Source organism: Pseudarthrobacter sp. BRE9, from assembly GCF_031844305.1.
Lineage (GTDB): Bacteria > Actinomycetota > Actinomycetes > Actinomycetales > Micrococcaceae > Arthrobacter.
This window is the reverse complement of sequence record NZ_JAUZUY010000001.1, coordinates 892,130-916,546: the sequence shown is the minus strand read 5'-3', so window position 1 is coordinate 916,546 and position 24,417 is coordinate 892,130. Positions and strand designations below refer to the sequence as shown.

Genomic DNA, 24,417 nt, shown 5'->3' with positions numbered 1-24,417 from the left:
CGAATTTTGTGAGCTCGATCATACGAAGTCCGGATGCGGCCAACCCCCAACCCACAAGGAACAGTTGTGCCTCAAAGTACCCCCACAGACCTCAAGAACCTCCCGGCGCCATCCTCCGCCGTCGACCCCACCCTCAGTGCCGAGGGCTACAGCAAGACCCTTGGCCGCCGCCATGTCACCATGATCGCCATGGGCGGCGCCATCGGCGTCGGCCTGTTCATGGGGGCCGGCGGACGCCTCGCCTCCACCGGCCCGGCCCTGATCTTCTCCTACGCCATCGCCGGCGTCATCGCCTACCTCCTCATGCGGGCGCTGGGCGAGCTCATCATGTACCGCCAGACCTCCGGCTCCCTGGTGAGCTACGCCGGCGAGATGTTCGGCAAGAAAGGCGCCTTCCTGTCCGGCTGGATGTACTTCATCAACTGGGGCATGACGGGCATCGCCGAACTCATCGCGATCGGCCTGTACTTCCAGTTCTTCTTCCCCAATGTCCCGGTGGAAGCCTCCGCGATCGCCGCGTTGGCGCTCCTGGTGGCAGTGAACCTGCTCAGCGTCAAGGCGTTCGGCGAGTTCGAATTCTGGGCCTCCTGCCTCAAGGTGGGCGCCATCCTCATCTTCCTGGCCGTCGGAACCTTCATGGTGGTGACCAACGCCAAGGTGGGTGACGGTCACGCATCCGTAGCGAACCTCTTCGCAGCCGAGGGCGGCATGTTCCCTAAGGGCGCCCTGGTGATGGTCCTGGTCCTGAACGCCGTGATCTTTGCCTACAACGGCATTGAGCTGGTCGGCGTCACGGCCGGCGAGATGGAAACGCCGGAACGCGAAGTGCCCAAGGCGATCCGCGCCGTCGTACTCCGCATCGTGGTGTTCTACGTGGGTTCCGTCCTGCTGCTGGCCATGCTCCTGCCGTCGGACCAGTACAAGGCCGGCACCTCGCCGTTCGTGACCGTCTTTGGCCAGATGGGCCTCGGCTGGGTTGGCGATGTGATGAACATGATCGTCATCACCGCCGCCCTTTCCTCCTGCAACTCCGGCCTGTACTCGATCGGCCGCGTGTTCCGCACCATGGCCAACAACGGCCACGCCCCGCAGTGGCTTACCAAAATGTCCAAGCGCCACGTCCCGTACGCAGCCATCCTGGCCATCGCGGCCTTCTACCTGGTGGGCATCATGCTGAACATCTGGCTGGGCGGCTCGCACGCATTTGACCTGGCCCTGAACTCGGCCTCCATCGGCGTCATCTTCTGCTGGGGTTCCATCTTCGCCAGCCAGATCATGCTGCGCCGCCGCAAGGGCATCACCTCCAGCCTGCCCATGCCCGGCTCCCCCTGGACCAGCTGGGCCGGCCTGCTCGGCCTGCTGGCCATCACCGTGCTGATCGGCTTCGATACCATGACCAGCAAGGACGGCGAGGTGTTCTACCTGGGCCTGTGGACCCTGGCCACCATCCCGCTGTTCGCCGTGCTCCTGTGGCTGGGCTGGCAGAAGGTCAAGGACAACCAGCCCAAGAGCGAGCTCTTCAGCTGACCCCACGTCCTCCTGCACGACAGTCCGACGGCGGGCCGCCCCCTTTGGTGGGGCGGCCCGCCGCTGGCGTTTAATTGGGCGTTCCAGGCCCCTGGGGGAAGCCCTCAGATCTTCAGGTGCCGGGCGAAGTGGTCCTCGATGCGCCACCAGGCTTCGGGCGAAGACGCTGGGTCCGGGCCGACGCCCATGACCCGCATCAGCGGCCGGAGGAGTGCCGGACCCAGCTCCTCATCATTGAGGAAGGAGTGGCCCGCCGCAGGGAATTCCTTGACGCTGTGCTCGATGCCCAGCTGGTCCAACGCTGTTTCGAGCCGGGCGGCGGCGCCCTTCTGCGACCTGTCGGCCCCGCCGTAGTTGGCCACGATTGGACAGGCACCGCGCAACGCCTCCACCAGGTCCTCCTGCTGCTTCCCGGGAAGCCGCCCGTAGTTGACAGATGCGGCGTCGAACCCGTCCCGCGCCACCAGCAGGGCGAACCCGCCGCCCATGCAGAAGCCGATCACCCCGGTCCTGCCGTTGCCCAGATCCGATTCCGCAAGCCACTTTCGGGCCGTGGCGATGTCAATGAAGGGCCTGCCTTGCCGGGCCGCCATGGCACGCATGGTTCCCACCAGGCAACGCCGCCGGCCGCCGTCGCTGAACAGGTCCAGTGCCAAGGTGAGGTGCCCGGCCCGGGCCAGCCGGTCCGCATGCCGGCGGGTCTGCTCATCGAGGCCGAACACTTCGTGGATCATGACGACGCCGGGGAAAGGGCCGGGTCCCTCAGGTACCGCCAGGTAGCCGCGCAGGCCGGGGGAGCCGCCCGCGGCGCCGCTCCCAGCACCCAGGTCAACGATGGTCATCGGCCAAGGCTAGCCCCGCACTGCGGGGAAGTCCCGCCTTTGCAGTCCAGGCCTGAAGGGTTAGTGGTGGCCTCCGCCGCCGGCCAGGGGGCAGACTGGGGCATGTGAGCGAACCATGGGTGCTGCATGTGGACCTGGACCAGTTCATCGCTGCCGTTGAGGTGCTCCGCAGGCCTGAGCTTGCGGGCAGGCCGGTGATCGTGGGCGGCCGCGGTGATCCCACCGAAAGGGCAGTCGTGTCCACGGCGTCCTACGAAGCCCGGGCTTATGGCGTCGGGTCGGGAATGCCGCTGCGCATCGCCGCCCGGAAGGTGCCGGACGCCGTCATCCTGCCCGTGGACCACGAGGCGTACCTTGAAGCGTCGGAGAAGGTCATGGCAGTGCTGCGCTCGCAGCCTGGAGCCACCGTGCAGGTGCTGGGCTGGGATGAGGCCTTCGTTGGCGTCCAGTCCGCGGACCCGGAGGCGTGCGCCCGGCAACTGCAGCAGGCCGTCCTGGCGGAAACGCGTCTCCACTGCAGCATCGGCATTGGTGACACCCTGGTCCGTGCCAAGGTTGCGACAGGGTTCGGCAAGCCTGCCGGCATCTTCCGGCTCACGGAAGGCAACTGGCTCGAGGTCATGGGGGACCGGCCCACAATTGAGCTGTGGGGCGTCGGAACCAAGGTATCGCAGCGACTCGCCAAGCTGGGCATCAAAACTGTTGCCGCGCTCGCAGCCGCGGACCCCAATGACCTGGTTCCCGAGTTCGGCCCAAAGATGGGTCCCTGGTACGCGCAACTTGGGCGGGGCGACGGCGCAAGGGTGGTGGACGATACCCCGTGGGTGGCCCGGGGCCACAGCCGGGAAACCACCTTCCAGCGCGACCTGACGGACGCAGCAGAGATTGACGACGCCGTCAGGGAGTTGGCAGCGCACGTGCTGGAGGATGTTGCTGCCGAGGGGCGGCCGGTGATTGGCCTGACGCTGAAGGTGCGGTACGCCCCGTTCAGCACCACGACCTTCGGGCGGAAAATTCCGGCGACCTCGGATCCGGCCGAAGTGCTGGCCCGTACCCTAGACCTCGTGGCGAAGATCGAGCCGGGCCGCCCTGTCCGGCTGCTCGGCCTCCGCGCCGAGATGAGCATGCCGGAAGATTCCCGGCAGGGACATACTCCCACCCGCAGCGGATGGTGAACCCCATCGATTGCTGAGTAGGTGCCGTTCTGATGCTCCAAAACGGCGGGTACCCAACAATGGATGATGCCCGGACAGCGAAACGGCGGCGGATCCACTGGATCCGCCGCCGTCGGGCTGGTGCAGCACGCCGTTCGCTGCGGCTGCAGCAGCTGGGGACTAGTCGCGCTTGAACTCGTCCTTGACGTTTTCGCCGACCTTCTTGGCATCGGCCTTGACCTGGTCGGCCTGGCCTTCTGCCTTCAGGCGGTCGTTATCGGTCACGTTGCCTGCAGCTTCCTTGGCCTTGCCGCCAAGGTCCTCTGCCGCGTTACTGATCTTGTCTCCGAGGCCCATGGTTCCGGCCTCCTTTCGTTTCCGTCGATCAACCGTGCACTTTCACGATAAGCAAAGCTTGCTTACTATTTCAACCCCCGGTCTGGTGTGCTGTTCCTTTATCGGTGCCCCCGGCTAGGCTCGGGCCATGGATAAAGTGCGCGGCAGGGGTGCAGCCAAGGTGGCCCCGCCCCGGCTTTCCCCCGTTGACCTGCAGGACCTCGAGGACCTTCAGGACCTGGGGTTCCGGCGCGGTGGGAGGTACGAGAATACCCGGTTCAAGCGTCCCGCCGCTGACGGGCTGGACCTGGGCGGTGCTGTCATTGCCGAATGCGTCTTCGAGGCCCCGTCCTTCAACGAGACCCAGCTCCGCGGCGCCTCGTTCCGCGACTGCATCCTGGCGGAGCTGTATGCGCCGGTTTTCAGGGGCGCCCGCAGCACCTGGCAGGACGTGGAGTTCCGGAATCCCCGCCTGGGCTCGGCAGAGCTGTATGAAAGCGGCTGGCAGTCCGTCCGGATCGACGGCGGCAAGCTGGACTACCTCAACCTCCGCGGCGCCAGGCTTACCGACGTGCTGATCACCGGCTGCATCATCAATGAACTTGACCTGGGTGCCGCCGTCGCAGCCCGCGTGAAGCTGGTGGACTGCACGGTGGGATCACTGGACTTGGCCGGGGCCAAACTGAAGGACTTTGACCTCAGGGGTACGGAATTCCGCAAGATCAGCGGGCTGGGCAGCCTGGCCGGCATGGTGATTGACGATTACCAGCTGGGCCTCCTCGCGCCGCTCATCGCCGCCCATCTGGGGGTGACCGTCCTGTAACTGGGTGCGCGCCTACAGCCTTGCCGTGTACCATTTACAGAACGAACGGTCGGTAAGTGAGTGTTTCCGCTGTGCCGGCCGCCGATGACAGAGCTGTTTATCGCGTGAAGGGTGTTTCCATGGCTGCAACCGCAGGTCCGCAGGCTTTCCTTGTAGGCGGGGTCCGAACGCCCGTGGGCAGGTATGGGGGCGCGTTGTCCTCTGTGCGCCCTGATGATCTTGCGGCTCTGGTGGTCCGCGAAGCCGTGGAACGCGCCGGCCTGGATCCTGAGAGCATTGACGAAGTGATTCTCGGCAACGCGAACGGCGCAGGGGAGGAGAACCGGAACGTTGCGCGGATGGCCACCCTGCTGGCCGGGCTGCCGCTGCACATTCCCGGGATCACCGTCAACAGGCTCTGCGCCTCGGGCCTGAGCGCCATCATCCAGGCCAGCCACATGATCAAGGCAGGAGCCGCGGACATAGTCATCGCCGGCGGCGTTGAGTCCATGAGCCGCGCACCCTGGGTGCAGGAGAAGCCCACAGCCGCCTTCGCCAAGCCCGGCCAGATTTTCGATACCTCGATCGGCTGGCGGTTCACCAACCCGCACTTCCAGCACGGCGGCTTGTCCCGGGATGGGAAGATGACCTACTCCATGCCGGAAACGGCCGAGGAAGTGGCCAGGGTGGACGGCATCTCCCGCGAGGACGCTGACGCCTTCGCCGTCCGCTCCCACCAGTTGGCCCTGGATGCCATTCAGGCGGGCCGCTTCAAGGACGAGATCGTCCCGGTGACCGTCAAATCCCGCAAGTCCGAGACGGTGGTGGACACGGACGAAGGCCCGCGCCCAGGCACCAGCATGGACGTCCTTGCAGGGCTGAAACCCGTGGCGCACGGCGGATCCGTGGTCACGGCCGGAAACTCCTCGTCCCTCAACGACGGCGCCTCGGCGATCATCGTGGCGTCGGAAGCAGCCATCGAGCGGCTGGGCCTGACGCCCCGTGCCCGGATCGTCGACGGCGCCTCCGCCGGGTGTGAACCCGAGATCATGGGCATTGGTCCCGTCCCCGCCACCCAGAAAGTGCTCAAGCGAAGCGGCCTCAGCATAGGCGACCTGGCCGCTGTCGAACTTAATGAAGCCTTTGCCACGCAGTCCCTGGCCTGCATCCGCCGCCTGGGGCTGGAACCGGAGATCGTGAACCGCGACGGCGGGGCGATCGCCCTGGGCCACCCGCTCGGTTCCAGCGGCTCACGGCTTGCCATCACCCTCCTGGGCAGGATGGAACGCGAAGACGCCCGGATCGGCCTGGCCACCATGTGCGTGGGCGTCGGCCAGGGCACGGCGATGCTGCTGGAGAAGATCTGATGGGGGTCGCGGTAGACCTTGCATCGGAAGACTTCTCCGCCCTGCTGGTGGAGGAGCGGGACGACCGCGTGGTGGTGCTGCTCAACCGGCCCGACGTGAAGAACGCGATCGACCAGCAGATGGTGGACGAACTCCACACCGTTTGCGCAGCGCTGGAACAGAACCCCAAGGTGCTGATCATCGCCGGCGTGGACGGAGTCTTCGCCTCCGGCGCCGACATCGCCCAGTTGCGCGAACGGCGCCGGGACGACGCCCTGCAGGGAATCAACTCCACCATCTTCGTCCGGATCGCCCAGCTGCCCATGCCGGTCATCGCCGCCTTGGACGGTTACTGCCTGGGCGGCGGCGCAGAACTGGCCTATGCCGCGGACTTCCGGATCGGCACCCCCAACGTACGCATCGGCAACCCGGAAACAGGGCTGGGAATCCTGGCCGCTGCCGGTGCCAGCTGGCGGCTCAAGGAACTCGTGGGCGAACCAATGGCCAAGCAGATCCTCCTGGCCGGACTGGTCCTCGGCGCAGACGAGGCCCGCGCCGCCAACCTCATCACCGAGATCCACGATCCCGCAGAGCTTTTGGATGCAGCCCACAGCCTGGCCAGCAGGATTGGACGGCAGGACCCACTGGCGGTCCGGATCACCAAGTCCGTGTTCCACGCCCCCGCCGAAGCCCATCCACTCATCGACCAGCTGGCCCAGGGAATCCTGTTCGAATCCCAGGCCAAGTTCGACCGGATGCAGGCGTTCCTGGACCGCAACGCAGCGAAGAAGGCGGACGCCGCCTCCGCCACCCCAGCCGACGGAAAGTAGACCATGAGCAATCTTGAAGTTCCCGCCAACCTTCCCGCTTCCGTCGGGGTGCTGGGCGGCGGCCGCATGGGCGCCGGCATTGCCCACGCCTTCCTGATCAAGGGCGCCGACGTACTGGTGGTGGAACGCGACGAACAGTCCGCGGAGGCCGCCCGGGAACGGGTGGAGTCCGCGGCCGCGAAGAGCATTGAGCGCGGCATGACCGACGCCAACCTGGACGAGATGGCATCCCGGCTGACCGTGGGCGTGGACTATGACGCCTTCAAGGACCGCCGGCTGGTGGTGGAGGCCGTCCCCGAAGACTGGGACCTGAAAGTTTCCGCGCTGCGTGGCATCGAGGAACGGCTGGCGGAGGACGCCTTCATCGCCTCCAACACTTCGTCGCTGTCCGTCAACGGCCTGGCCCGTGAACTGAAGCGGCCGGAGAACTTCCTGGGTCTGCATTTCTTCAACCCGGTCCCGGCGTCCACGCTCATCGAGGTGGTGCTGGGTGAGCGGACGTCTCCCGGACTTGCCGCCGCGGCGAAAAGGTGGGTGGAGGCACTCGGGAAGACCGCCGTCGTCGTCAATGATGCCCCGGGCTTCGCGTCCTCACGCCTGGGCGTGGCCATCGCGCTGGAAGCGATGCGGATGGTGGAGGAAGGCGTGGCATCCGCCGAGGACATCGACGCCGCCATGGTGCTGGGCTACAAGCACCCCACGGGACCGCTGAAGACCACGGACATCGTGGGCCTGGACGTCCGCCTGGGCATCGCGGAATACCTGCAGTCCACCTTGGGCGAGCGGTTCGCACCGCCGCAGATCCTCAAGGACAAAGTGGCTCGCGGTGAACTGGGGCGCAAGACGGGCAAGGGCTTTTTCGACTGGCCCAGCTAGGAGCACTGCCTAGTCGAAGAAACCCACAATGTAGCCGATGAAGTACAGGAGGCACAGCAGGACCACCACGGCGATAATGCCGATCCACAGGAACTGCGTGCCCTTCCTGGTGCCGTGCTCGTCATGACCCTGCGGGCCGGCGGTTGATGCTTCACCCGGCGGGGTCTCACCCGGCGGGACCCCGCCGCCAGGTTCAAGTCCGGTGATCTTGTCGTCTTCGGGGTCCGGGTTGGTTCCTGACAAAATAACTCCCTCGCTCGACGTCGTGGTGCTTCCCAGCGTAACCCGCCCGTTCGGCGGGCCTAGGCTGGTGCAGTGACTTTCCTTGAACCCCTTACCCTGACCGGCCGCCATGTAATCCTGGAGCCACTCGCCGAGGAGCACCATGACGGCCTGGTGGATGCGGTGAGTGACGGCGAGCTGTGGAAGCTTTGGTACACCTCTGTCCCGGCTCCGGATGCCATGGCGGGCGAGATCCGCCGGCGGCTGTCGCTGCAGGAGCAGGGATCCATGCTCCCGTTCACCACCCGGCTGATCGACGCCGCCACCGGCGGGCCGGGCCGCATCATCGGCATGACCACCTACATGAACATCGACGCCGCCACGCCGCGCGTTGAGATCGGCTCCACCTGGAACACGGCATCGGCACAGGGGACCGGGACCAACCCGGATTCGAAGCTCCTGCTGCTCAGGCACGCCTTCGAGGTAATCGGGTGCCCGGCTGTGGAGTTCCGCACCCACTGGCTGAACCACCAGTCGCGGGAGGCCATTGCCCGGCTGGGCGCAAAACAGGACGGTGTGCTCCGCAGCCATTCACGGACCAGCGACGGGAACCTGCGGGACACTGTGGTGTTCTCCATCCTGGACCACGAATGGCCCGCAGTCCGCGCCGGGCTTGAGTACCGGCTGGCCCGGCGCGGATAAGGGTCTGCGTTCTGGCCGAGTTAGTTCAGATTGAAGGCACGCTGGCTACGAAGTGAGTCGTAGTAGCCAAGACGATAGCCGTCACCGTTCGGGTGGAAGCCATCGGGTGCGGTGCCGAGGTTGATCCACGGGTCCGGCGACAAGGCACCGTGGCCGAGGAATGCGGCCCGCACATCGACGTATTGCACTTTGGGGTCGTTGATTAAGGCGGCATCGGCCTCCTGGGCCGCTGCGGCAATGGTCTGGTCCAGGCGGTTTGCCAAGTCGGTGGCTGTGTAGATGAACTGCGCTGCCGGGTCGGTCAGGCCTGCCGGGATTGGGTCCAGGAGGTAGGGGTAGCCCGTCAGCACAATCTTGGCGTTTGGCGCTGCGGCACGAACGCTCTGGATCATCGCAACCAGGTCACTTTCAAGCAGGCCGCTCTGAAGCTGTACCTCCGCCTGGCCGAGGGCACCGCCACACTGCGGGGCCGGGGGGAGGTTCGCAAGGACGACCCCGCAATAGTTGATGATGTCCCCGAAACCGATGTTGTTGCCGCCGGCGGTAATGGTCACCAGTTCGGTGCTTTTATTGAGCTGACTTAGCTGGGTGTTCACGACGTCCCATGTGGTCTTGCCGCTGCAGGCGGCGTTGACCACCAGTTGGATAGCTTTCTCCTCATCAGCGAGTTCGGAATAGGCGTTGTTGCTGCGGTAGCAGGCATCCAGATACGGGCCGGCCCCTTGCCCAGCAGCATAGGAATCTCCCAGTGCTACGTATTTGAGTTTGCCCACGGCCTGGGCGGGTGAAGCCGCGAATCCGGCTGTTAGTGCCAAGGCGGCGAGGCCGGCCGCGAAAGCCGGGATTCGGCGTCGTAATGCAGTATTTCCCACTGGGTTCCCCTTTGAACATCAGTCACATGAAGTAGCTAGTGTTGCAACCGTAGGGCCCAGCAGATGGAGATCATGGGGCCTTCGTACCCTTCCCGGCCGCCGGTTTTTGTGGCATGCGGCATTCACGAGCGTGTGGTTAGCTGTGCGCATGAGCAAACGGGGCAAGTCCGTGGACTGGGACGGCGCCGTCAACGGGTGGCACGTTTCCGGCGGCGTCTACCGGATGGGGCGGCGCGAGTGGCTGACGGAGGCAGGCTGGAAGCAGGCGTTCGACGACGGCATCCGCACCGTCGTGGATCTCCGTAACCCTGTTGAGGGGAGGCGCCGGGACAAGGATCCCGTGGTGCCCGCAGCTGCCTGGGCTGGCATCGATGTGGTGCAGGCACCGACAGAGGAGCCGGGCGATCCGCGATTCACCGCCGTCACGGGTCCCTACCTGAACGACCCTGCCCACTATGCCGAGAACGCCCGCCTGTTCCCGGAAAAGCTCGTGGGCGTCTTCCGGGCCATCGCGCTGGCTGCACCCAAGGGGGATGTCCTGCTGCATTGCGCCGCCGGGCGTGACCGCAGCGGACTGGTGGCGGCCATGGTCCAGGATTTAGCGGAGGACCCGGACGAAGCAATCGCTGAGGGCTACCGGCGGGGCGCCCGCGGCATCAACGAGCGCTACCGCACGCACGGTCCGCCGCACAGCCGCGAACGCTACCTGGACGAGACTGAATTAGCGCCCCTGCTGGAGCGGCGCGGCCTCGCGGTTGTTTCGTTCGTCCGCGACCTGGACACCCGCCGCTACCTGCTGGCGAACGGACTGCAGGAGGCGGAGCTGGATGCTGTCCTGGCCCTCTCGCGAAAGCGTGCGCATAGAATGGGACCAGTGTGACGCATGTGACGTGAGGGAAATGATGCCTCCGTTACGTTGATCGGCAGAGAGACGACTATGAGCGGAACGGCAGCACCAGGGAACAGGATTCTTGCCTCGGGAGTGATGGCTGGCATCGTTCTCGCAATGGGCGTTGGCACGGGGCCCACAGCGGCCTTCGCCGGGAGCCCCACCCCCGGGGACGCGACGGCGGGCAGCCCCGCAGTTGCCCCACCGCCCGACGGCAGGGCCGGAAGCCCCGAGGCCGGCGCTTTGACAGATACTTCTCCTTCGCCGGCCCCCTCGGGTGGAGCACTCCCGGAAGCCGTGCTGCGTGACCTGGGCATGACCCCGGCGGAATTCAACGCGGCAGGCGAACTGGGGCGGCAAGCGGCGCAAGCCTTGGGCTCCCTGCAGGTGCTTCCGGGATATGCGGGCATCAGCGTTGGAAACGGAAAGATCCAGGTGCAGGGTAGCGGCCCTGCCCTGCAGGCACGGCTGGACGAGCTGAACATGCCCGGTGGGGCGACCTTCGTGCTCGTTGCGCCCGCCACGCCCGCGACGCCGGAAACGCCGGCGCCACCAGCGCAGACCCCGTCCGACATGCCCCAGGCCCACGATGCAGCAGCGGCCGGGCCGGGCCAGGGGCGCCGGATCGCAGTCAGCGCCGATCAGCTCTTCCAGGCTTATCTGCGGGACGTCGGAACGGCAGGCCTTCAGGCTGTGGTCTCCGAGGCAGGGAAATTCGTGATCCGCACAGGCGGAGTCGCCGCGGCCCAGTCAGCCCCTGACGGCGTTGACGCCGAGGCCGCCGCGGCCGCCGCAAACCAAACCGGCGCTGCCGCAAACCCCGGAAAAATTTCTCCATCGGAGTTCGTCTCAAGGTACGCCAACGTGGTGCTCGATGGTGCTGCCCCCCTCAAGCCGGAAGCGGACGTCCCCGGCGGGGTTGGGTACCGGTCCGCCACCGGGTTTACCTGTTCGACAGGCTTCTCTGCCTTCGATCCGGCCGGACTTCCCGCTGTCCTGACCGCCGGGCACTGCGCAGAAGACGGTACTGCAAAAACAGTTGACCTGCTGCTCGGGGGAGCGCCTGCGGGCCGTCTGGGCAGCTTCCAGTTCAGCCAGTTTGGCGGTCCTGGAAACTCCCCGGTGCTTGACCCGGAAACCCCCACGGGCGCCGACTACACCGCGGTCACCGACCCGGGCAATGTGGGAACTGACGTTGCCGTCATTGGATCGATCCGGCAGGACCTCGATCCGTTGCCGGCCACCAGCACTCACGGGGACCCGTCGGAGGCAGGCCCGGACGTCAAGATCATCGGAACCGCGTCCCCGGTAATCGGCATGCCCGTCTGCCGCTCCGGATGGAGGACGGGGTGGTCCTGCGGCCACATCAGTGCGGTCGGCATCTTCCTGGTGGGCGGCCCCACCTACGTCGATAACCCCGCCGATCCCAGGCACAATGACATCCGCGCGTTCAACGGGTTCCTCTCCTACGACGTCCAGTCCGCAGGCGGCGACTCGGGCGGCCCCTGGATCAGCGGAAACTTCGCGGTAGGTACCCATTCCGCCGGCGACTCGGACGGGGCCCAAAACATTGCCGTCGCGGCCACCCTGGAGGACTCCCTCAAGGTGCTTCCCGGCTACCAGCTGGAACTCTTCCTGAACAAGCCCGAACTCGTGGCTCCCGCTGACAGGACGTTCAAGGCAGGGACCAACGTCACGGGCCGGGTTCCTGCCGCCCCTGCCTCCGCCGTGGCCGCCGGTTCCCAGGTCCGTATCAGCTATTCCGGCCGGCAGCCGTTCGACGTGCCCGTGGATGCCGCCGGCAACTGGTCCTTCACAGCGCCGGAAGCACCGGGCCCGTTCACCTTTACGGCCGAATCCGTGAACGGGTTCAGCCGCTCTGAGGCGGTGCCACTGAGCATCGTCATTACGCCCTCGTTCCTTCCTGCACCGGCCATCACCACACCGGCCAATGAGCCCCTGCCTGCGCTGAAAAGTCTCGAAGGGACGGGAACGCCCGGCGCCACCGTCACCCTGTCCGGCGACGTCGCAGGCTCGGCACTGGTCGGGACGGACGGCCGCTGGTCGGTTTCACTGCAGGCCCCGGCCCCCTCCGGCAAGGTGAACATCACGGCAGTGCAGTCCTACCCCGATCTTCCGGACAGCCCCGCCACGGCCGTGACCTTCTCTGTCACGCCGCCTCCTCCCGCCGTCACCAGCCTCGCCGACGGGCAACACGTCACCCAGGACGGGCTGCCGGCAACCATCGCTGGAACCGGAATGAACGGCGCGGACGTGACCGTTTCGCTCGATGGGAAGCCGGTCTCCGGCACGGCGGTAGGCGGCACAACGGGAGCCCGCGCTGCAGGGACACACATTGCACCGTTGGTCCTGGTGGCCGGCGGAACCTGGCAGGTTTCGTTCCCCGCCGGGCTGGCAACAGGCGCCCACACTGTGTCAGTGACGCAGTCGGTGGACGGTGTGCCTTCCGCCCCGGCGCAGCTCGCGTTCATCATCGACGCCGCGCCGTCCGTCCTTCCCGCCGGGAACATCACGGCCGGCACTCTCGCCGCCACCGGGGCCGGTGGACTGAGCTTCGCGGCAGGGGCAGCAGCGGCCGCACTCGCCGTCGGGATCCTGCTGACGGTGCTGGTCAGGCGGAAGCGCCGTTCCGCCCGGTAGTTATTTGTGGCGCTTCATCAGCAGGTTGGTGATGCGGAGGGTGCAGAGCCTCTGGCCCGACTCGTTGGTGATCAGCACCTCGTGCGTAGTGAGTGTGCCACCCAGATGGATCGGCGTGGCGGTGATGGTGACGTGCCCCTCGCGCGCGGAGCGGTGGTGGGTGGCCGAGACGTCCACGCCCACCGCCGTCTTACCCATGGTGCTCGCGTGGATCACCGCCGCCCAGGACCCCACGGCCTCACCCACGGCAAGGGACGCGCCGCCGTGCAGAAGCCCAAAGGACTGCCTGTTTCCCTCCACGGGCATGGTGGCCACCACCCGCTCCACCGATTCCTCGAGGATCTTCACACCCATCTTCTCGTCGAGCTCGCCGAGGTGGATCTTCCACAGTTCGTGCTCTGACGGCTGGTTCTCCGCGGCATCCTTCGGTGAGGGGGCGCTCATTTGTTCTCCTTTGGGGTGGCCATTTCAGTCCCGGCCTTCTAGTCTGCAGCACGGCACGTCATGTATGGTGAATATATTACCGAACGGACGGTCAGTAATGACTGTCCTGTTTGCCTGCCCCCTTGTTGGAAGGACCGTCAACGATGACCACCACAGCCACAGCTCCCCAGGCCACGGTCGACACCGTGGAGACAGTACCCAGCTTCATCATGGACGCATGGTGGACGCCCGACGCCGGCTCGTCGGCTTCCGCAGTCCCGGTCCGTGATGCCAGCACGGGGGAGATCCTGGCCAAGGTGAGCACGGAAGGGCTGGACCTCGTCGACGTCGTGGACTACGGACGCACCACCGGCCAGGCTGAACTGGGCAAGCTGACCTTCCACCAGCGGGCCCTCAAGCTCAAGGAACTGGCGCAGTACCTGAACGCCCGGCGTGACCATTTCTACACCTTCTCAGCCCAGACCGGTGCCACCAAGATCGATTCCATGATCGACATCGACGGCGGCATCGGCGTCCTCTTCACCTTCGGCTCCAAAGGCCGGCGCGAGCTGCCCAACTCCCAGGTAGTGGTGGACGGTCCCATGGAGGTCCTGTCCAAGGACGGCTCCTTCGCCGGCGAGCACATCTACACCCGAATCCCGGGCGTGGCCGTCCAGATCAACGCCTTCAACTTCCCGGTCTGGGGCATGCTGGAGAAGTTCGCGCCCGCCTTCATCGCCGGCGTGCCCACCATCGTCAAGCCGGCCACCCCCACCGGCTACGTGGCCGCCGCCGTGGTCAAGGCCATTGTCGAATCCAACATCCTGCCCAAGGGCTCGCTGCAGCTGATCTCCGGCTCGGTCCGCGGGCTCCTGGACGTCCTGGACTACCGCGACCTGGTGGCCTTCACCGGCTCCGCCTCCACAGCCCTGTCCTTGAAGTCCCACCCGAACGTCGTCCAAGGCGGCGTCCGCTTCACCTCCGAAACCGACTCGCTCAACGCCGCCATCCTCGGCCCCGACGCAGTGGAGGGCACACCCGAGTTCGACGCCTTCGTCAAGTCCGTGGTCACCGAAATGACGGCCAAGGCCGGGCAGAAGTGCACCGCCATCCGCCGTGCCATCGTGCCCCAGGAGCTGGTTCCCGCTGTCTCCGCTGCCATCGGCAAGCGCATCACCGAACGCGTTGTCCTCGGCGACCCCCGCGCCGAGGGCGTCACCATGGGCGCGCTCGCCTCCGTGGAGCAGCTGAACGATGTGCGCGCCGCTGTGCAGTCCATGCTCGACGCCGGTGGTGAGCTTGCGTACGGAACCCTCGATTCGCCGTCGGTCACCTCTGCCGACGGGACCACCGGGATGGTGGACGGCGGGGCCTTCATGGCGCCCGTCCTGCTGAACTGGAACAACCCCGAGGCGGAGGAAGTGCACTCGCTGGAGGCATTCGGCCCGGTTTCGTCAGTGATTGGCTACAAGGACATTCCCGACGCCGTCCGCCTCGCCGCCCGCGGCAGCGGCTCCCTGGTCGCCTCCGTGTGCACCAACGACCCTGGCGTGGCGCGTGAACTGGTCACCGGGATCGCCGCCCACCACGGCCGCGTCCTGATGCTCAACCGCGAGGACGCCCGTTCGTCAACGGGCCACGGTTCGCCTGTCCCGCACCTGGTCCACGGCGGTCCCGGCCGTGCAGGCGGCGGCGAGGAACTGGGCGGCATCCGGTCGGTGATGCACCACATGCAGCGCACCGCCATCCAGGGCTCGCCCAATATGCTGACCGCCGTCACCGGCATCTGGCACACCGGAGCGGACCGCAACTTCACAATTGAAACGGAAAGGACGCACCCGTTCCGGAAGTCACTGGCAACGTTGCGGATCGGCGATGCCGTCCGTTCCGACCTGCGCCAGGTTACCTTGGAGGACATCACGGCTTTCGCCAACTCCACCGGCGATACGTTCTACGCCCACACCAACCATGAAGCCGCGGAAGCCAACCCGTTCTTCCCCGGCATCGTGGCCCACGGCTACCTCCTGCTGGCCTGGGGTGCCGGACTGTTCGTCGAGCCCGCGCCCGGCCCGGTCCTGGCCAACTACGGCCTGGAAAACCTGCGTTTCATTACGCCGGTGGCCGCGGGCGACTCCATCCGCGTGACCCTCACCGCCAAGAAGATCACCCCGCGCGAAACGGACGAGTACGGCGAGGTGGCGTGGGACGCCGTGCTGACCAACCAGAACGACGAGATCGTGGCCACCTACGACGTCCTCACGCTGGTCGAAAAGTAACCTCCAACGCCCGCTCACTTCTGGCGCCTTTTTGATCAACGCCCGCTCACTTTCCTTTCGGAAGTGAGCGGGCGTTCTGGTTTTGGATGCGGGAGGTGAGCGGGCGTTGAGGGAGGGTCTTTTCCGGCGGCCCGGGCGTAAGATTCATCCCGTAGGAGGTGGCCACATGACCCTTAAATTGAACACAGCCACAACCATCCTGCCGGTGGATGATGCAGCCCGCGCCCGCAGTTTCTATACCGAAAAGCTCGGACTCCCGCACCGCGGCAAGGCGGACGATGGCAGCGAATTGCTCGGCTCTGACGGCGGCCCCATGCTGCAGCTGATGCCGGTGGCCGACGGCAAGCACTCCGAGCACACGGCACTGAGCTTTGAGGTTTCGGACATCGAGGCGACGGTGCGGGACATGGAAGCCAGGGGCGTGATGTTCCAGGACTACGACCTGCCCACGCTGCGGACGGAGAACCACATCTGCACCACGGAGTCGGAGAAGTGCGCCTGGTTCATGGACACGGAGCACAACATCCTGTGCGTCCACCAGAACCTCGGCGGCCAGCCCGAGTACCAGGTTTAGGCAGGGCCGCCGCAACGCAGGCAGGCGCAAAAGAAAGCAGGAGGGGTGCCCCGGCAGGACCGGGGCACCCCTCCTGCTTGTTTCCAGCGGCGGCGTCAGCTTTCGGCGCCGCCGTGCAGGCCGTCGTCGCTGCTGTCATCCTCGGGACCCGTGCCCCGGCCGCCTTCGCTGCGGTCGGACAGGTCCATGTTGCCGCGGGCCTCATCCATCGTGGGGCCGCCGGAGGGAACGCTGTAGGTGTCAGGGCGGATGCCGTGCGACTGTTCCTCAATGAGGGCCTGCTCCTCGCTGAAGCGGATCACGTTGGCCTCGTCGCCGGCGTCGCCGGGAACGTCCTCGCGGATTTTTGAGGGGTCCGGGATGATGAATCCTGCCTCGGGCTCTTCCTTGTGGCTCATGTGCTTTTCCTTCCTATCGGGTGGTTGTGCTGGCGGGCCGGTCGGTAAGGTCCACCTTGATATCCAAACTCTGATCGCCGCGCTTGACCTTGAAGCCCACGGTGTCGCCGGGGTTGCGCTTGCGCAGTTCCGCCAGGAGCTTCTCCGGGGTGGCGAGTTCCACTCCCTCCATCGACTGCAGGACGTCGCCCGGGCGGATCCCCGCGCGCCCGGCAGGGCCGTCACGGTCGGCGGCGAGGACCACGACGCCGGCGCCTTCCTGGATTCCCAACTGGTCGGCGATCTGCGCCGTCAGTTCGCCCGGTGTCAGGCCCAGATACGCGTGTTTAGCGGTGCCGTTGGCCAGCAGTTCCTCGGCGACGTCCACGGCGGTGGCAGCCGGAATCGCGAAGCCAAGTGATACGGCCCCGGCTGACGGCGGGATGTAGGCCTCGCTGATCCCGATGACCTCGCCGCGCATATTGATCACGGCGCCGCCGGAGTTGCCGGGGCTGATGGGCGCGTCCGTCTGGATGAGGTCCACCAGCGAGAGGCTGTTCGACGCGGAACCGGGGATGGAGCGGTGGAGTCCGGAGATGATGCCGGCGGTGGCCGTGTTTTCAAAGCCAAGGGGGGAGCCCAGGACCAGGGCACCTTCGCCGACCTTGGGCAGGTCGCTTTGGTAGGTGGGCTTCGGCAGACCGGTGCGCTTGGCCTGCACCAGCGCAAGGTCCGTCACGGCGTCGCTGGCCTTCACCGTGCCTTCCACCCGCTGCCCGTCGGCGAACCCCACCTCAACGGTGGTGGCGCCGCGGATCACATGCTCGTTGGTCAGGATCAGCCCGTCGGCCGAGTACACCACGCCGCTGCCCAGGCCGCCTTCCGTGAAGATCGTAACGACGGAGGGCGACAGGTTCTCCACGAGCTGCGGCAGGTTGCCGGCCGCTGCCCCGGAGCCGCCGTCCGCCGGCGCGGCGGACTTGGCAGTGGAGGGCGCAGCGGTGGAGGACGCCAGGGCGGAGTTGGCGGAGTCCGACGACGGCGCCTGGCTTGAGGAGGTGCCGCTGGGGGCCGGGGGATTCGGCGTCCCTGTGCAGCCGCTGAGGGCCAGCGCGGCGGCGAGGGCGCTGCCGCCGACAACTGTCCGCAGGCGGCGTGAACGCTGCGGATCGCTGGCTCGGTTCATCGGTACCTCCCTGCGGATGCTGGTTTTCTACCACCGTAGCCGGGGAGCGGGGAAAATACCAAGCACACTTATTATTCCCCGGGTTGGGATTCCCGTGGCATATCAGATGGGGCGCCGAGGAGGGAGGCTGCCAGCCCAACTAACTAGCGCTAAGTGTCGTTATGGGGCCTCAAAACCATACTTAGCGCTACTCAGTTGCGGGAGGCTGGGGCTGGGAGTGGAGGCCGTCGAACGCCATCGTGATGACGTCGTCGGCGAGCCGCTGCGGCGACAGGGAGCCGCCCGGCTTGTACCACTCGACAATGGAGTTAATCATGCCGAACAGGAGCCGGGAGACGGTCCGGGGGTCGATGTCCTGGCGGAGCGAGCCTTCGTCGCGGGCAGCGGAAATCAGGGCCGCCACCTTGTGGTCGAAGGCCCGCCGCCGTTCCAGCGCGTCCCGCTCGATCTCGGTGTTGCCGCGGAGGCGCAGGAGCAGTGTGACAAAGGGAAGGCGGTCAACGAGCACGGCCACCGTCTGCCGCAGCACGAACTCCAGCCGTGCATCGGCCGCTCCGGAAGTAGCCTCGGGCCGTTCCAGGATGGCCTCGAGGCCGCCCAGCGCGTGGTCCAGGGCGAGCTTGAGGAGATCGCCCTTGGACGGTACGTGGTGGTAAATCGCCGACTTTGAGATGCCCAGGTTGTCCGCCAGGATCCCCATGGACGTCGCGTCGTAGCCGTGGCGGTTGAAGACGTCGACGGCGATGCGCAGCACGGACTGCTGGTCGTAGCCGGGGCGGCCGCGCTTCGCTGTGCCATTAGCGGCGGTGGTGGTCTCAGTGCTGCTGGGCATAGTGGCTAGTTTCTCATGAACGGTCGGTCGGCCGGCGCAGGGCTGAACTACCCCTTCGGGCGCAGGTCGTAAATCCGGCGGAGCTTGCCGTTGGACCTCTCCAGCGAGCCGGGCTCAACCACGTCCACCTGGCATGAAGAACCCACGTGGATCTTGATCTGCTCCTTCAAGGTGCGTGCCGCCGTCGTGCCCTGCGCAACGCTCACCGCGTCCCGGCGCTCGATCTTGACTGTCATCTGGTCCATCCGCTGGCCCTCGGGGCGGGTCAGCTCGAGCTGGAAGTGCGGGCTGAGCTCGGGGATCCGCAGCGCGATTTCCTCGATCTGGGACGGAAAGACGTTCACGCCGCGGAGGATGATCATGTCATCGCTGCGGCCGGTGATGCGTCCCATGCGGCGGTGCGAGGGGCGGGCCGTGCCGGGGAGCAGGCGGGTGAGGTCCTTGGTGCGGTAGCGGATGATGGGGAGGGCTTCCTTGGTGAGCGACGTGAACACGAGTTCGCCGTGCTCGCCGTCCTGCAGGACGTTTTCCTTGCCCACCGCGGGGTTGAACGCGTCGATGATCTCGGGGCGGAAGTGGTCCTCCCAGATGTGGCTGCCGTCCTGGGTCTCCACCGCTTCGCCGGCGACGCCCGGGCCCATCACTTCGGAGAGGCCGTAGATGTCGCACGCCTTGATGTTCATGGTGACTTCGAGCTCGTGCCGCATCTCCTCGGTCCACGGTTCGGCGCCGAGCACCGCGTACTTCAAGGAGGTGGATGCGGGGTCGACGCCCATGTGCGCCATGGCGTCGGCGATGGTCAGCAGGTACGTGGGGGTGGCCAGGATGGCGTCCGGCTTGAAGTCCTGGATCAGCTGGATCTGCCGTTCGGTCTGGCCGCCGGAGATGGGGATCACGGTGCAGCCCAGGGCTTCAGCGCCGGCATGGGCGCCCAGGCCGCCGGTGAACAGGCCGTAGCCGTAGGCGTTGTGGACCTTCATGCCTGGGCGGACGCCGGAGGCGCGCAGGCTGCGGGCCACCAGCTTGGCCCAGTCCGCCAGGTCCTGCTTGGTGTAGCCGACGACGGTGGGCCGGCCCGTGGTGCCCGAGCTGGCGTGCACGCGGGCTACTTCGTGCTGCGGGACCGCGAACATGCCGAACGGGTATTCCTCGCGCAGGTCGTCCTTGGTGGTGAAGGGGAAGTTGCCCAGGTCGCTGAGTTCGCGCAGGTCGTTGGGGTGGATGCCGGCGTCGTCGAACTTGCGCTTGTACAGCGGCACGCGCTCGTACGCGTACGCGACGGTGTGCTGCAGGCGGCTGAGCTGGAGGGCTTCGAGCTCATCCCGGGAGATGGTTTCCTCGCGGTCCAGGACGGCGTCGGTGCCGGTGGGTGCGGTTTCGGGGGCATGCAGGGTCATGGTTTTCCTACTTCTTGGGAATGGTGCGGCTGCGTCCGCGGAACTCGGCGATGAGCTCGCCCGGGGAACTGGGTTCGGTCTTGGAGGCCGGTGCGGCGGCGTCGGCGGCAAAGATCCGGATGTCGTACAGGCCGCTGCGCCCGGCACTGGAGCGGCGGTCCGCGACGGCGGTCAACACCTGGCCGCGGAAGGCGGGCTTGAGGAAGTTGATGTCGACGCCGGAGGCTACGGTGATGGTGCCTTCCTCGCCGGGTGCAGGGTGGATGGGGTTGCACGCGAGGGCGAAGGCGGTGTCCCCGAACGCGAAGATCATTCCGCCGTGGGCCATCCCGAAACCGTTGAGCATCTCCTGCCGGAGGGTCATCCGGATGGTGGCATGGCCGTCGCTGAGGGCGAGGACCTCGATTCCCATCCATTCGGAGGCGTAGTCGTTTTCCAGGATGGGGTGGGTGGCCCCGGAAAGTGTTGCTTCAGCCATGCGTCATTGCCTCCAGCTTTATTTACCGAATGTTCATTAGGTAATCCCATTGGGGGGTCCGGTGTCAAGGGCATGCAGCTCTGGCGCGTGCGTTCCTGCCCGCTTACTTGGCGGACCCCAGGCACCCACGCCGGGGACACGCCGTCGTCCGCGGCGCGCCGCACGATGCAGGGAAAAGCAACTGGGCTGGAACGCTCGACGGCGGCACGCACCTTTGCCCTTTAGGGCGTGCGGGGTGCAAGGATGGGAGGACCGGCACCAGCAAGAACAGCAAAAGGCGGACCATGGCAAAAGGCATCTACGTCAGCGCAACCACCCCGGGATCGGGCAAGTCCCTGATCGCCCTCGGTCTGGCCGATACGCTGCACCGGCACGCGGACAGGATCGGCTTCTTCAAGCCGGTGGTCCACGGGCCCTCGGCAGCCCATGACCCCATGGTCGCGCTGATGAAGTCCCGGTTCGCCTTGGACGATGACCGGTGCCGCGGCGGCCTGACCTATGACGAGGTCCGCGCGCTGCTCGCGGAGGGAAACCGGGCGGAGATCGACGCCAGGTGCGTGGAGATCTTCGCGGACATTGCCCGCCTCTGCGACGTGGTGATCGTCGAAGGCACCGACCTGGTGGGCCAGGACTCCGCCGTCGAGTTCGACCTCAACGCCCGGCTGGCCAACAACCTCGCCACGCCCGTGGTGGCCGTTGTGGGCGCCAAGGGGCGGACCGTGCCTGAGACCGCTGCCGCCGTCGAGGTTGCGCGCAAGGAACTTGCCGCCGAAAGGTGCGCACTGCTGGCCATTATGGTCAACCGGGCGGACGCCGATGACCTGGACGCCATTGCCGCTGCCCTGAAGCCGGGTGCTTCCGGCCGCCCCGTGTACATCCTGCCGGAGCTTGAGGAGATCGCACGGCCCACCACCGGTGAGGTGGCCACGGCACTGGGCGTGCGGCAGATCGCGGGGACGCCGGACATGGAGCGCGACGTCAGGGACATCAAGGTGGCCGCCATGAATGTGGGCAACTTCCTGAATGTGCTGGACGAGGGCGCCCTGGTGATCGTGCCGGGGGACCGGGCGGACGTGATGGTGGCCTGCCTGGCATCGTCCTTCTCGCCCGAGTTCCCGGTGGCGTCGGCCCTCATCCTCACCGGTGGCCTGGCCCCGGACGCGAACATCTACCCGCTCCTGGCCCAGGCGCCGTTCCCGGTGTTCGCCACTGAAGATGACACCTACCAGACCGCCCGCCGGGTCTCCGAGGTCCGCAGCGAGATCTGGTCCGGCCACCGGCGCAAGGTGGCCTCCGCCCTGGGGCTCTGGTCCCGCCGCGTGGACGAGGCCGAGCTGGTGGAGCGCCTGCACCTGCCGAGGGCGGAGCGGATGACCCCGCTCCGGTTCCTGCACGACCTCATCGAGCGGGCAAGGGCGCAGCGGCGCCATGTGGTCCTGCCGGAGGGGACGGATGTCAGGATCCTGCGCGCGGCCGAAATCCTGCACCGCCGCGATGTCTGCGACCTTACGTTGCTGGGACCCGAATCCGACATCCGGGAACTGGCAGCCGCCAACGGCATCGATTTGTCCGGCATTAACCTCATCGACCCGGCCACCTCCGATCTCCGGCTCAAGTTCGCCGAAAAGTATGCCGAACTCCGGGCGCACAAAGGCGTGGACCTGCCCAAGGCCCTGGAGATCATGCAGGACGGAAGCTACTTCGGCACCATGATGGTCCAGCTGGGCGTGGTGGACGGCATGGTGTCCGGCGCGGCCCACACCACCGCCCACACCATCCGGCCGGCACTGGAGTTCGTGAAAACCCGCGAGGGCGTGAAGATCGTGTCCTCGGTGTTCCTGATGCTCATGCCGGACCGGGTGCTGGTCTACGGCGACTGCGCCGTGAATCCGGACCCGAACGTGGAGCAGCTGGCGGATATTGCCCTGGCCTCGGCCGAGACCGCCGCCCAGTTCGGGGTGGAGCCGCGGGTGGCCATGCTCTCCTATTCCACCGGCGGCTCGGGTTCCGGCGAGGCCGTGGACCAGGTGCGGCAGGCCACCGAGCTGGTCCGCCAGCGCCGCCCGGACCTCGCCGTCGAAGGCCCCATCCAGTACGACGCCGCCGTGGACGCCTCCATCGCGGAGTCCAAGATGCCGGGCTCGTCAGTGGCCGGGCAGGCCACGGTGTTCATCTTCCCGGACCTGAACACCGGCAACAACACGTACAAGGCGGTGCAGCAGAGTTCGGGGGCCGTGGCCGTGGGTCCCGTCCTGCAGGGGCTGCGCAAGCCGGTCAACGATCTCTCGCGCGGCTGCACCGTGGAGGACATCGTGAACACGGTGGCCATCACGGCCATCCAGGCGCAGGTGCCGGTCCCGGCAACGCTTTAAAAGTACGACGCCGGCACCTGGGGAGTGCCGGCGTCGTAAGTTTGTGCGTGGTTGGGAGAGCCTAGGCGGCTGCCGTGACCTTCAGCGGCTCGATCTTGCCGATGACGAACAGGTAGTTGGCTGCACCAATGAGCGAGACCGCGCCGATGACGGCCAGCGGCGCCACGAAGGAACCGGTCTGGTCCACCAGCACACCGATCAGGATGGGCGTGAAGATGCCTGCCAGGTTGGAGGCGAAGTTCTGCAGTCCGCCGATGGAGCCGACGTGGCGTGAACTTGGGGCGACGTCTGCCGGCAGCGACCAGATGCCGGACGCTGCCACGGTGAGGCTGGAGTATGCGACGGACAGCAGTGCCAGTGCCATCCAGGCTTCCGGAACCAGTGCGGCAAACATGATGACCGAGCCGCCCGCCAGGCCGCCGGCGATGGCGGTCTTGCGGACCTTGCTGACCGGGGAGCCGGCACGGACGGCGCGGTCGGCAAGGTAGCCGCCGAGCCAGCCGAACAGGACGGCGCAGATGCCGGGGATGGCGCCGAAGAAGCCCAGCTTGAGCAGGTCGAAGCCGCGTTCCTTGACCAGGTAGCTGGGGAAGAACGTGATGAAGAAGTAGATGGCGCTGTTCAGGCAGAAGAAGCCGAACATCATGCTCAGGATGGTGCGGTACTTGAAGAGCGAACGCCAGGGGAGTTTGGCCGCGCCTTCGTCATCACTTGCCGCGCCGCGGGCGCCGCCCTCCTGAATGTAGCGGACTTCGGCGGCATTGGCGCCGCTGTGCTCCTCCGGACTGCGGTAGTACTTCCACCAGGCGGCGGCCCAGATGATGCCCAGGACGCCGATGATGATGAACACCGCGTGCCAGGAGGTGAAGGCGACGATCAGGGTGACGATCGGCAGGGCGATGACCGCCCCGACCCGCGAGCCGGAGTCCCAGATGCTGGTGGCAAAGGCGCGTTCCCTGACCGGGAACCACGTGGCCACCACCTTGGCTGCCGTGCTGGGCGCCGGGCTCTCGCCCACGCCGAGGAGGAAACGGGCCGCGAAAAGGGACCAGAAACTGGAGGCTGCGGCAGTGACCATGGTGAAGACGGACCACCACACGGCGGCCAGCGAGAACGAGCGGCGTGGACCCACTTTGTCCACGTACCAGCCCGCTGCGAGCTGGAAGAAGTCGTAGGCCCAGAAGAAGGCCGCAAAGATCAGCCCCTGCTGGGTGGCGCTGAGTTCAAAGTCCTTGCCCATAAACGGCAGGGCGACGCTAAGGCTGGAACGGTCCAGGTAGTTGATGCTGAGGCCTATGAAGGCGAGCCAGATGATCACCCAGCGTTTGCGGGTCATCATGCGGGGCTGCCGGGCGGGGTTGGTGATGGATGTTTTACTTCCGAGCGTAGTCATGCGGTCTCCTTCGACATATACATGGCTTCGGGTGCTATAGACACCGGCGG

Annotated in this window: 23 protein-coding genes; 12 read left to right on the top strand and 11 right to left on the bottom strand. The window is 66.5% G+C overall.

Annotated elements, in window-relative coordinates:
- Window positions 1-66 precede the first annotated feature (66 nt).
- Complete coding sequence (locus Q9R31_RS04320; RefSeq protein WP_311261490.1) at window positions 67-1,527, top strand: amino acid permease; 1,461 nt, start codon at window positions 67-69, stop codon at window positions 1,525-1,527.
- A gap of 104 nt (window positions 1,528-1,631) precedes the next feature.
- Here the strand turns inward: Q9R31_RS04320 and Q9R31_RS04315 are convergent, their stop codons facing one another.
- The gene (locus Q9R31_RS04315; protein WP_311261489.1) at window positions 1,632-2,369 is read right to left on the bottom strand and encodes a dienelactone hydrolase family protein; all 738 of its coding nucleotides are present in this window, start codon (window positions 2,367-2,369) and stop codon (window positions 1,632-1,634) included.
- A 119-nt stretch (window positions 2,370-2,488) separates the two neighbouring features.
- Between Q9R31_RS04315 and Q9R31_RS04310 the strand changes: the two genes are divergently transcribed.
- Window positions 2,489-3,544 (top strand): DNA polymerase IV, encoded by a 1,056-nt coding sequence (locus tag Q9R31_RS04310; RefSeq protein WP_311261638.1) that lies wholly within the window; start codon window positions 2,489-2,491, stop codon window positions 3,542-3,544.
- A 159-nt stretch (window positions 3,545-3,703) separates the two neighbouring features.
- Here Q9R31_RS04310 and Q9R31_RS04305 read toward each other — a convergent pair whose 3' ends face one another.
- Entirely contained in the window at window positions 3,704-3,880 is a 177-nt protein-coding gene (locus tag Q9R31_RS04305; protein ID WP_056328815.1) for a CsbD family protein, read from the bottom strand.
- 127 nt (window positions 3,881-4,007) lie between these two features.
- On the opposite strand from Q9R31_RS04305, the gene Q9R31_RS04300 reads away from it, so the two are divergent.
- The 4 genes from Q9R31_RS04300 to Q9R31_RS04285 all read left to right on the top strand — a co-directional run bounded on the left by Q9R31_RS04300 (window position 4,008) and on the right by Q9R31_RS04285 (window position 7,713).
- Window positions 4,008-4,682 (top strand): pentapeptide repeat-containing protein, encoded by a 675-nt coding sequence (locus Q9R31_RS04300; protein ID WP_311261488.1) that lies wholly within the window; start codon window positions 4,008-4,010, stop codon window positions 4,680-4,682.
- A 119-nt stretch (window positions 4,683-4,801) separates the two neighbouring features.
- Window positions 4,802-6,028 (top strand): thiolase family protein, encoded by a 1,227-nt coding sequence (locus Q9R31_RS04295; protein WP_311261487.1) that lies wholly within the window; start codon window positions 4,802-4,804, stop codon window positions 6,026-6,028.
- On the top strand, window positions 6,028-6,837 hold the full coding sequence (locus Q9R31_RS04290; protein ID WP_311261486.1) for an enoyl-CoA hydratase/isomerase family protein: 810 nt from the start codon (window positions 6,028-6,030) through the stop codon (window positions 6,835-6,837). Before Q9R31_RS04295 ends, Q9R31_RS04290 begins: the two co-directional genes overlap by 1 nt.
- Before the next feature lie 3 nt (window positions 6,838-6,840).
- Complete coding sequence (locus Q9R31_RS04285; RefSeq protein ID WP_311261485.1) at window positions 6,841-7,713, top strand: 3-hydroxyacyl-CoA dehydrogenase family protein; 873 nt, start codon at window positions 6,841-6,843, stop codon at window positions 7,711-7,713.
- A gap of 9 nt (window positions 7,714-7,722) precedes the next feature.
- On the opposite strand, the gene Q9R31_RS04280 is transcribed toward Q9R31_RS04285, so the two are convergent.
- Entirely contained in the window at window positions 7,723-7,956 is a 234-nt protein-coding gene (locus tag Q9R31_RS04280) for a DUF6480 family protein (RefSeq protein ID WP_311261484.1), read from the bottom strand.
- Between the two features lie 72 nt (window positions 7,957-8,028).
- Here Q9R31_RS04280 and Q9R31_RS04275 point away from each other — a divergent pair, with 72 nt between their 5' ends.
- Window positions 8,029-8,637 (top strand): GNAT family protein, encoded by a 609-nt coding sequence (locus tag Q9R31_RS04275; RefSeq protein ID WP_311261483.1) that lies wholly within the window; start codon window positions 8,029-8,031, stop codon window positions 8,635-8,637.
- Between the two features lie 20 nt (window positions 8,638-8,657).
- On the opposite strand, the gene Q9R31_RS04270 is transcribed toward Q9R31_RS04275, so the two are convergent.
- Entirely contained in the window at window positions 8,658-9,509 is an 852-nt protein-coding gene (locus Q9R31_RS04270) for an SGNH/GDSL hydrolase family protein (protein WP_311261482.1), read from the bottom strand.
- Between the two features lie 148 nt (window positions 9,510-9,657).
- Between Q9R31_RS04270 and Q9R31_RS04265 the strand changes: the two genes are divergently transcribed.
- Complete coding sequence (locus Q9R31_RS04265; RefSeq protein WP_311261481.1) at window positions 9,658-10,389, top strand: tyrosine-protein phosphatase; 732 nt, start codon at window positions 9,658-9,660, stop codon at window positions 10,387-10,389.
- A 57-nt stretch (window positions 10,390-10,446) separates the two neighbouring features.
- Window positions 10,447-13,059 (top strand): S1 family peptidase, encoded by a 2,613-nt coding sequence (locus Q9R31_RS04260; RefSeq protein ID WP_311261480.1) that lies wholly within the window; start codon window positions 10,447-10,449, stop codon window positions 13,057-13,059.
- Here Q9R31_RS04260 and Q9R31_RS04255 read toward each other — a convergent pair whose 3' ends face one another.
- Window positions 13,060-13,503, bottom strand: a complete 444-nt coding sequence (locus Q9R31_RS04255; RefSeq protein ID WP_311261479.1) for a PaaI family thioesterase — start codon at window positions 13,501-13,503, stop codon at window positions 13,060-13,062.
- Window positions 13,504-13,646: 143 nt separating this feature from the next.
- On the opposite strand from Q9R31_RS04255, the gene paaZ reads away from it, so the two are divergent.
- Window positions 13,647-15,758, top strand: a complete 2,112-nt coding sequence (gene paaZ / locus Q9R31_RS04250) for a phenylacetic acid degradation bifunctional protein PaaZ (protein ID WP_311261478.1) — start codon at window positions 13,647-13,649, stop codon at window positions 15,756-15,758.
- A gap of 166 nt (window positions 15,759-15,924) precedes the next feature.
- Window positions 15,925-16,332, top strand: coding sequence for a VOC family protein (locus tag Q9R31_RS04245; RefSeq protein ID WP_311261477.1), 408 nt, complete (start codon window positions 15,925-15,927; stop codon window positions 16,330-16,332).
- Window positions 16,333-16,427: 95 nt separating this feature from the next.
- On the opposite strand, the gene Q9R31_RS04240 is transcribed toward Q9R31_RS04245, so the two are convergent.
- The 5 genes from Q9R31_RS04240 to Q9R31_RS04220 all read right to left on the bottom strand — a co-directional run bounded on the left by Q9R31_RS04240 (window position 16,428) and on the right by Q9R31_RS04220 (window position 20,602).
- Entirely contained in the window at window positions 16,428-16,730 is a 303-nt protein-coding gene (locus Q9R31_RS04240) for a hypothetical protein (protein ID WP_311261476.1), read from the bottom strand.
- A gap of 13 nt (window positions 16,731-16,743) precedes the next feature.
- On the bottom strand, window positions 16,744-17,895 hold the full coding sequence (locus tag Q9R31_RS04235) for a trypsin-like peptidase domain-containing protein (protein WP_311261475.1): 1,152 nt from the start codon (window positions 17,893-17,895) through the stop codon (window positions 16,744-16,746).
- 187 nt (window positions 17,896-18,082) lie between these two features.
- Window positions 18,083-18,727 carry a TetR/AcrR family transcriptional regulator gene (locus Q9R31_RS04230; protein ID WP_311261474.1) on the bottom strand — a complete coding sequence of 215 codons (645 nt, stop codon included), beginning with the start codon at window positions 18,725-18,727 and terminating at the stop codon, window positions 18,083-18,085.
- Between the two features lie 47 nt (window positions 18,728-18,774).
- Complete coding sequence (paaK, locus tag Q9R31_RS04225) at window positions 18,775-20,124, bottom strand: phenylacetate--CoA ligase PaaK (protein WP_311261473.1); 1,350 nt, start codon at window positions 20,122-20,124, stop codon at window positions 18,775-18,777.
- A 7-nt stretch (window positions 20,125-20,131) separates the two neighbouring features.
- Window positions 20,132-20,602: a hotdog fold thioesterase gene (locus Q9R31_RS04220; RefSeq protein WP_311261472.1), complete on the bottom strand. Its 471-nt coding sequence runs from the start codon at window positions 20,600-20,602 to the stop codon at window positions 20,132-20,134.
- A gap of 284 nt (window positions 20,603-20,886) precedes the next feature.
- Between Q9R31_RS04220 and pta the strand changes: the two genes are divergently transcribed.
- Window positions 20,887-22,974, top strand: a complete 2,088-nt coding sequence (pta, locus tag Q9R31_RS04215) for a phosphate acetyltransferase (RefSeq protein WP_311261471.1) — start codon at window positions 20,887-20,889, stop codon at window positions 22,972-22,974.
- Window positions 22,975-23,035: 61 nt separating this feature from the next.
- Here the strand turns inward: pta and Q9R31_RS04210 are convergent, their stop codons facing one another.
- Entirely contained in the window at window positions 23,036-24,367 is a 1,332-nt protein-coding gene (locus tag Q9R31_RS04210) for an MFS transporter (protein ID WP_311261470.1), read from the bottom strand.
- Window positions 24,368-24,417 lie beyond the last annotated feature (50 nt).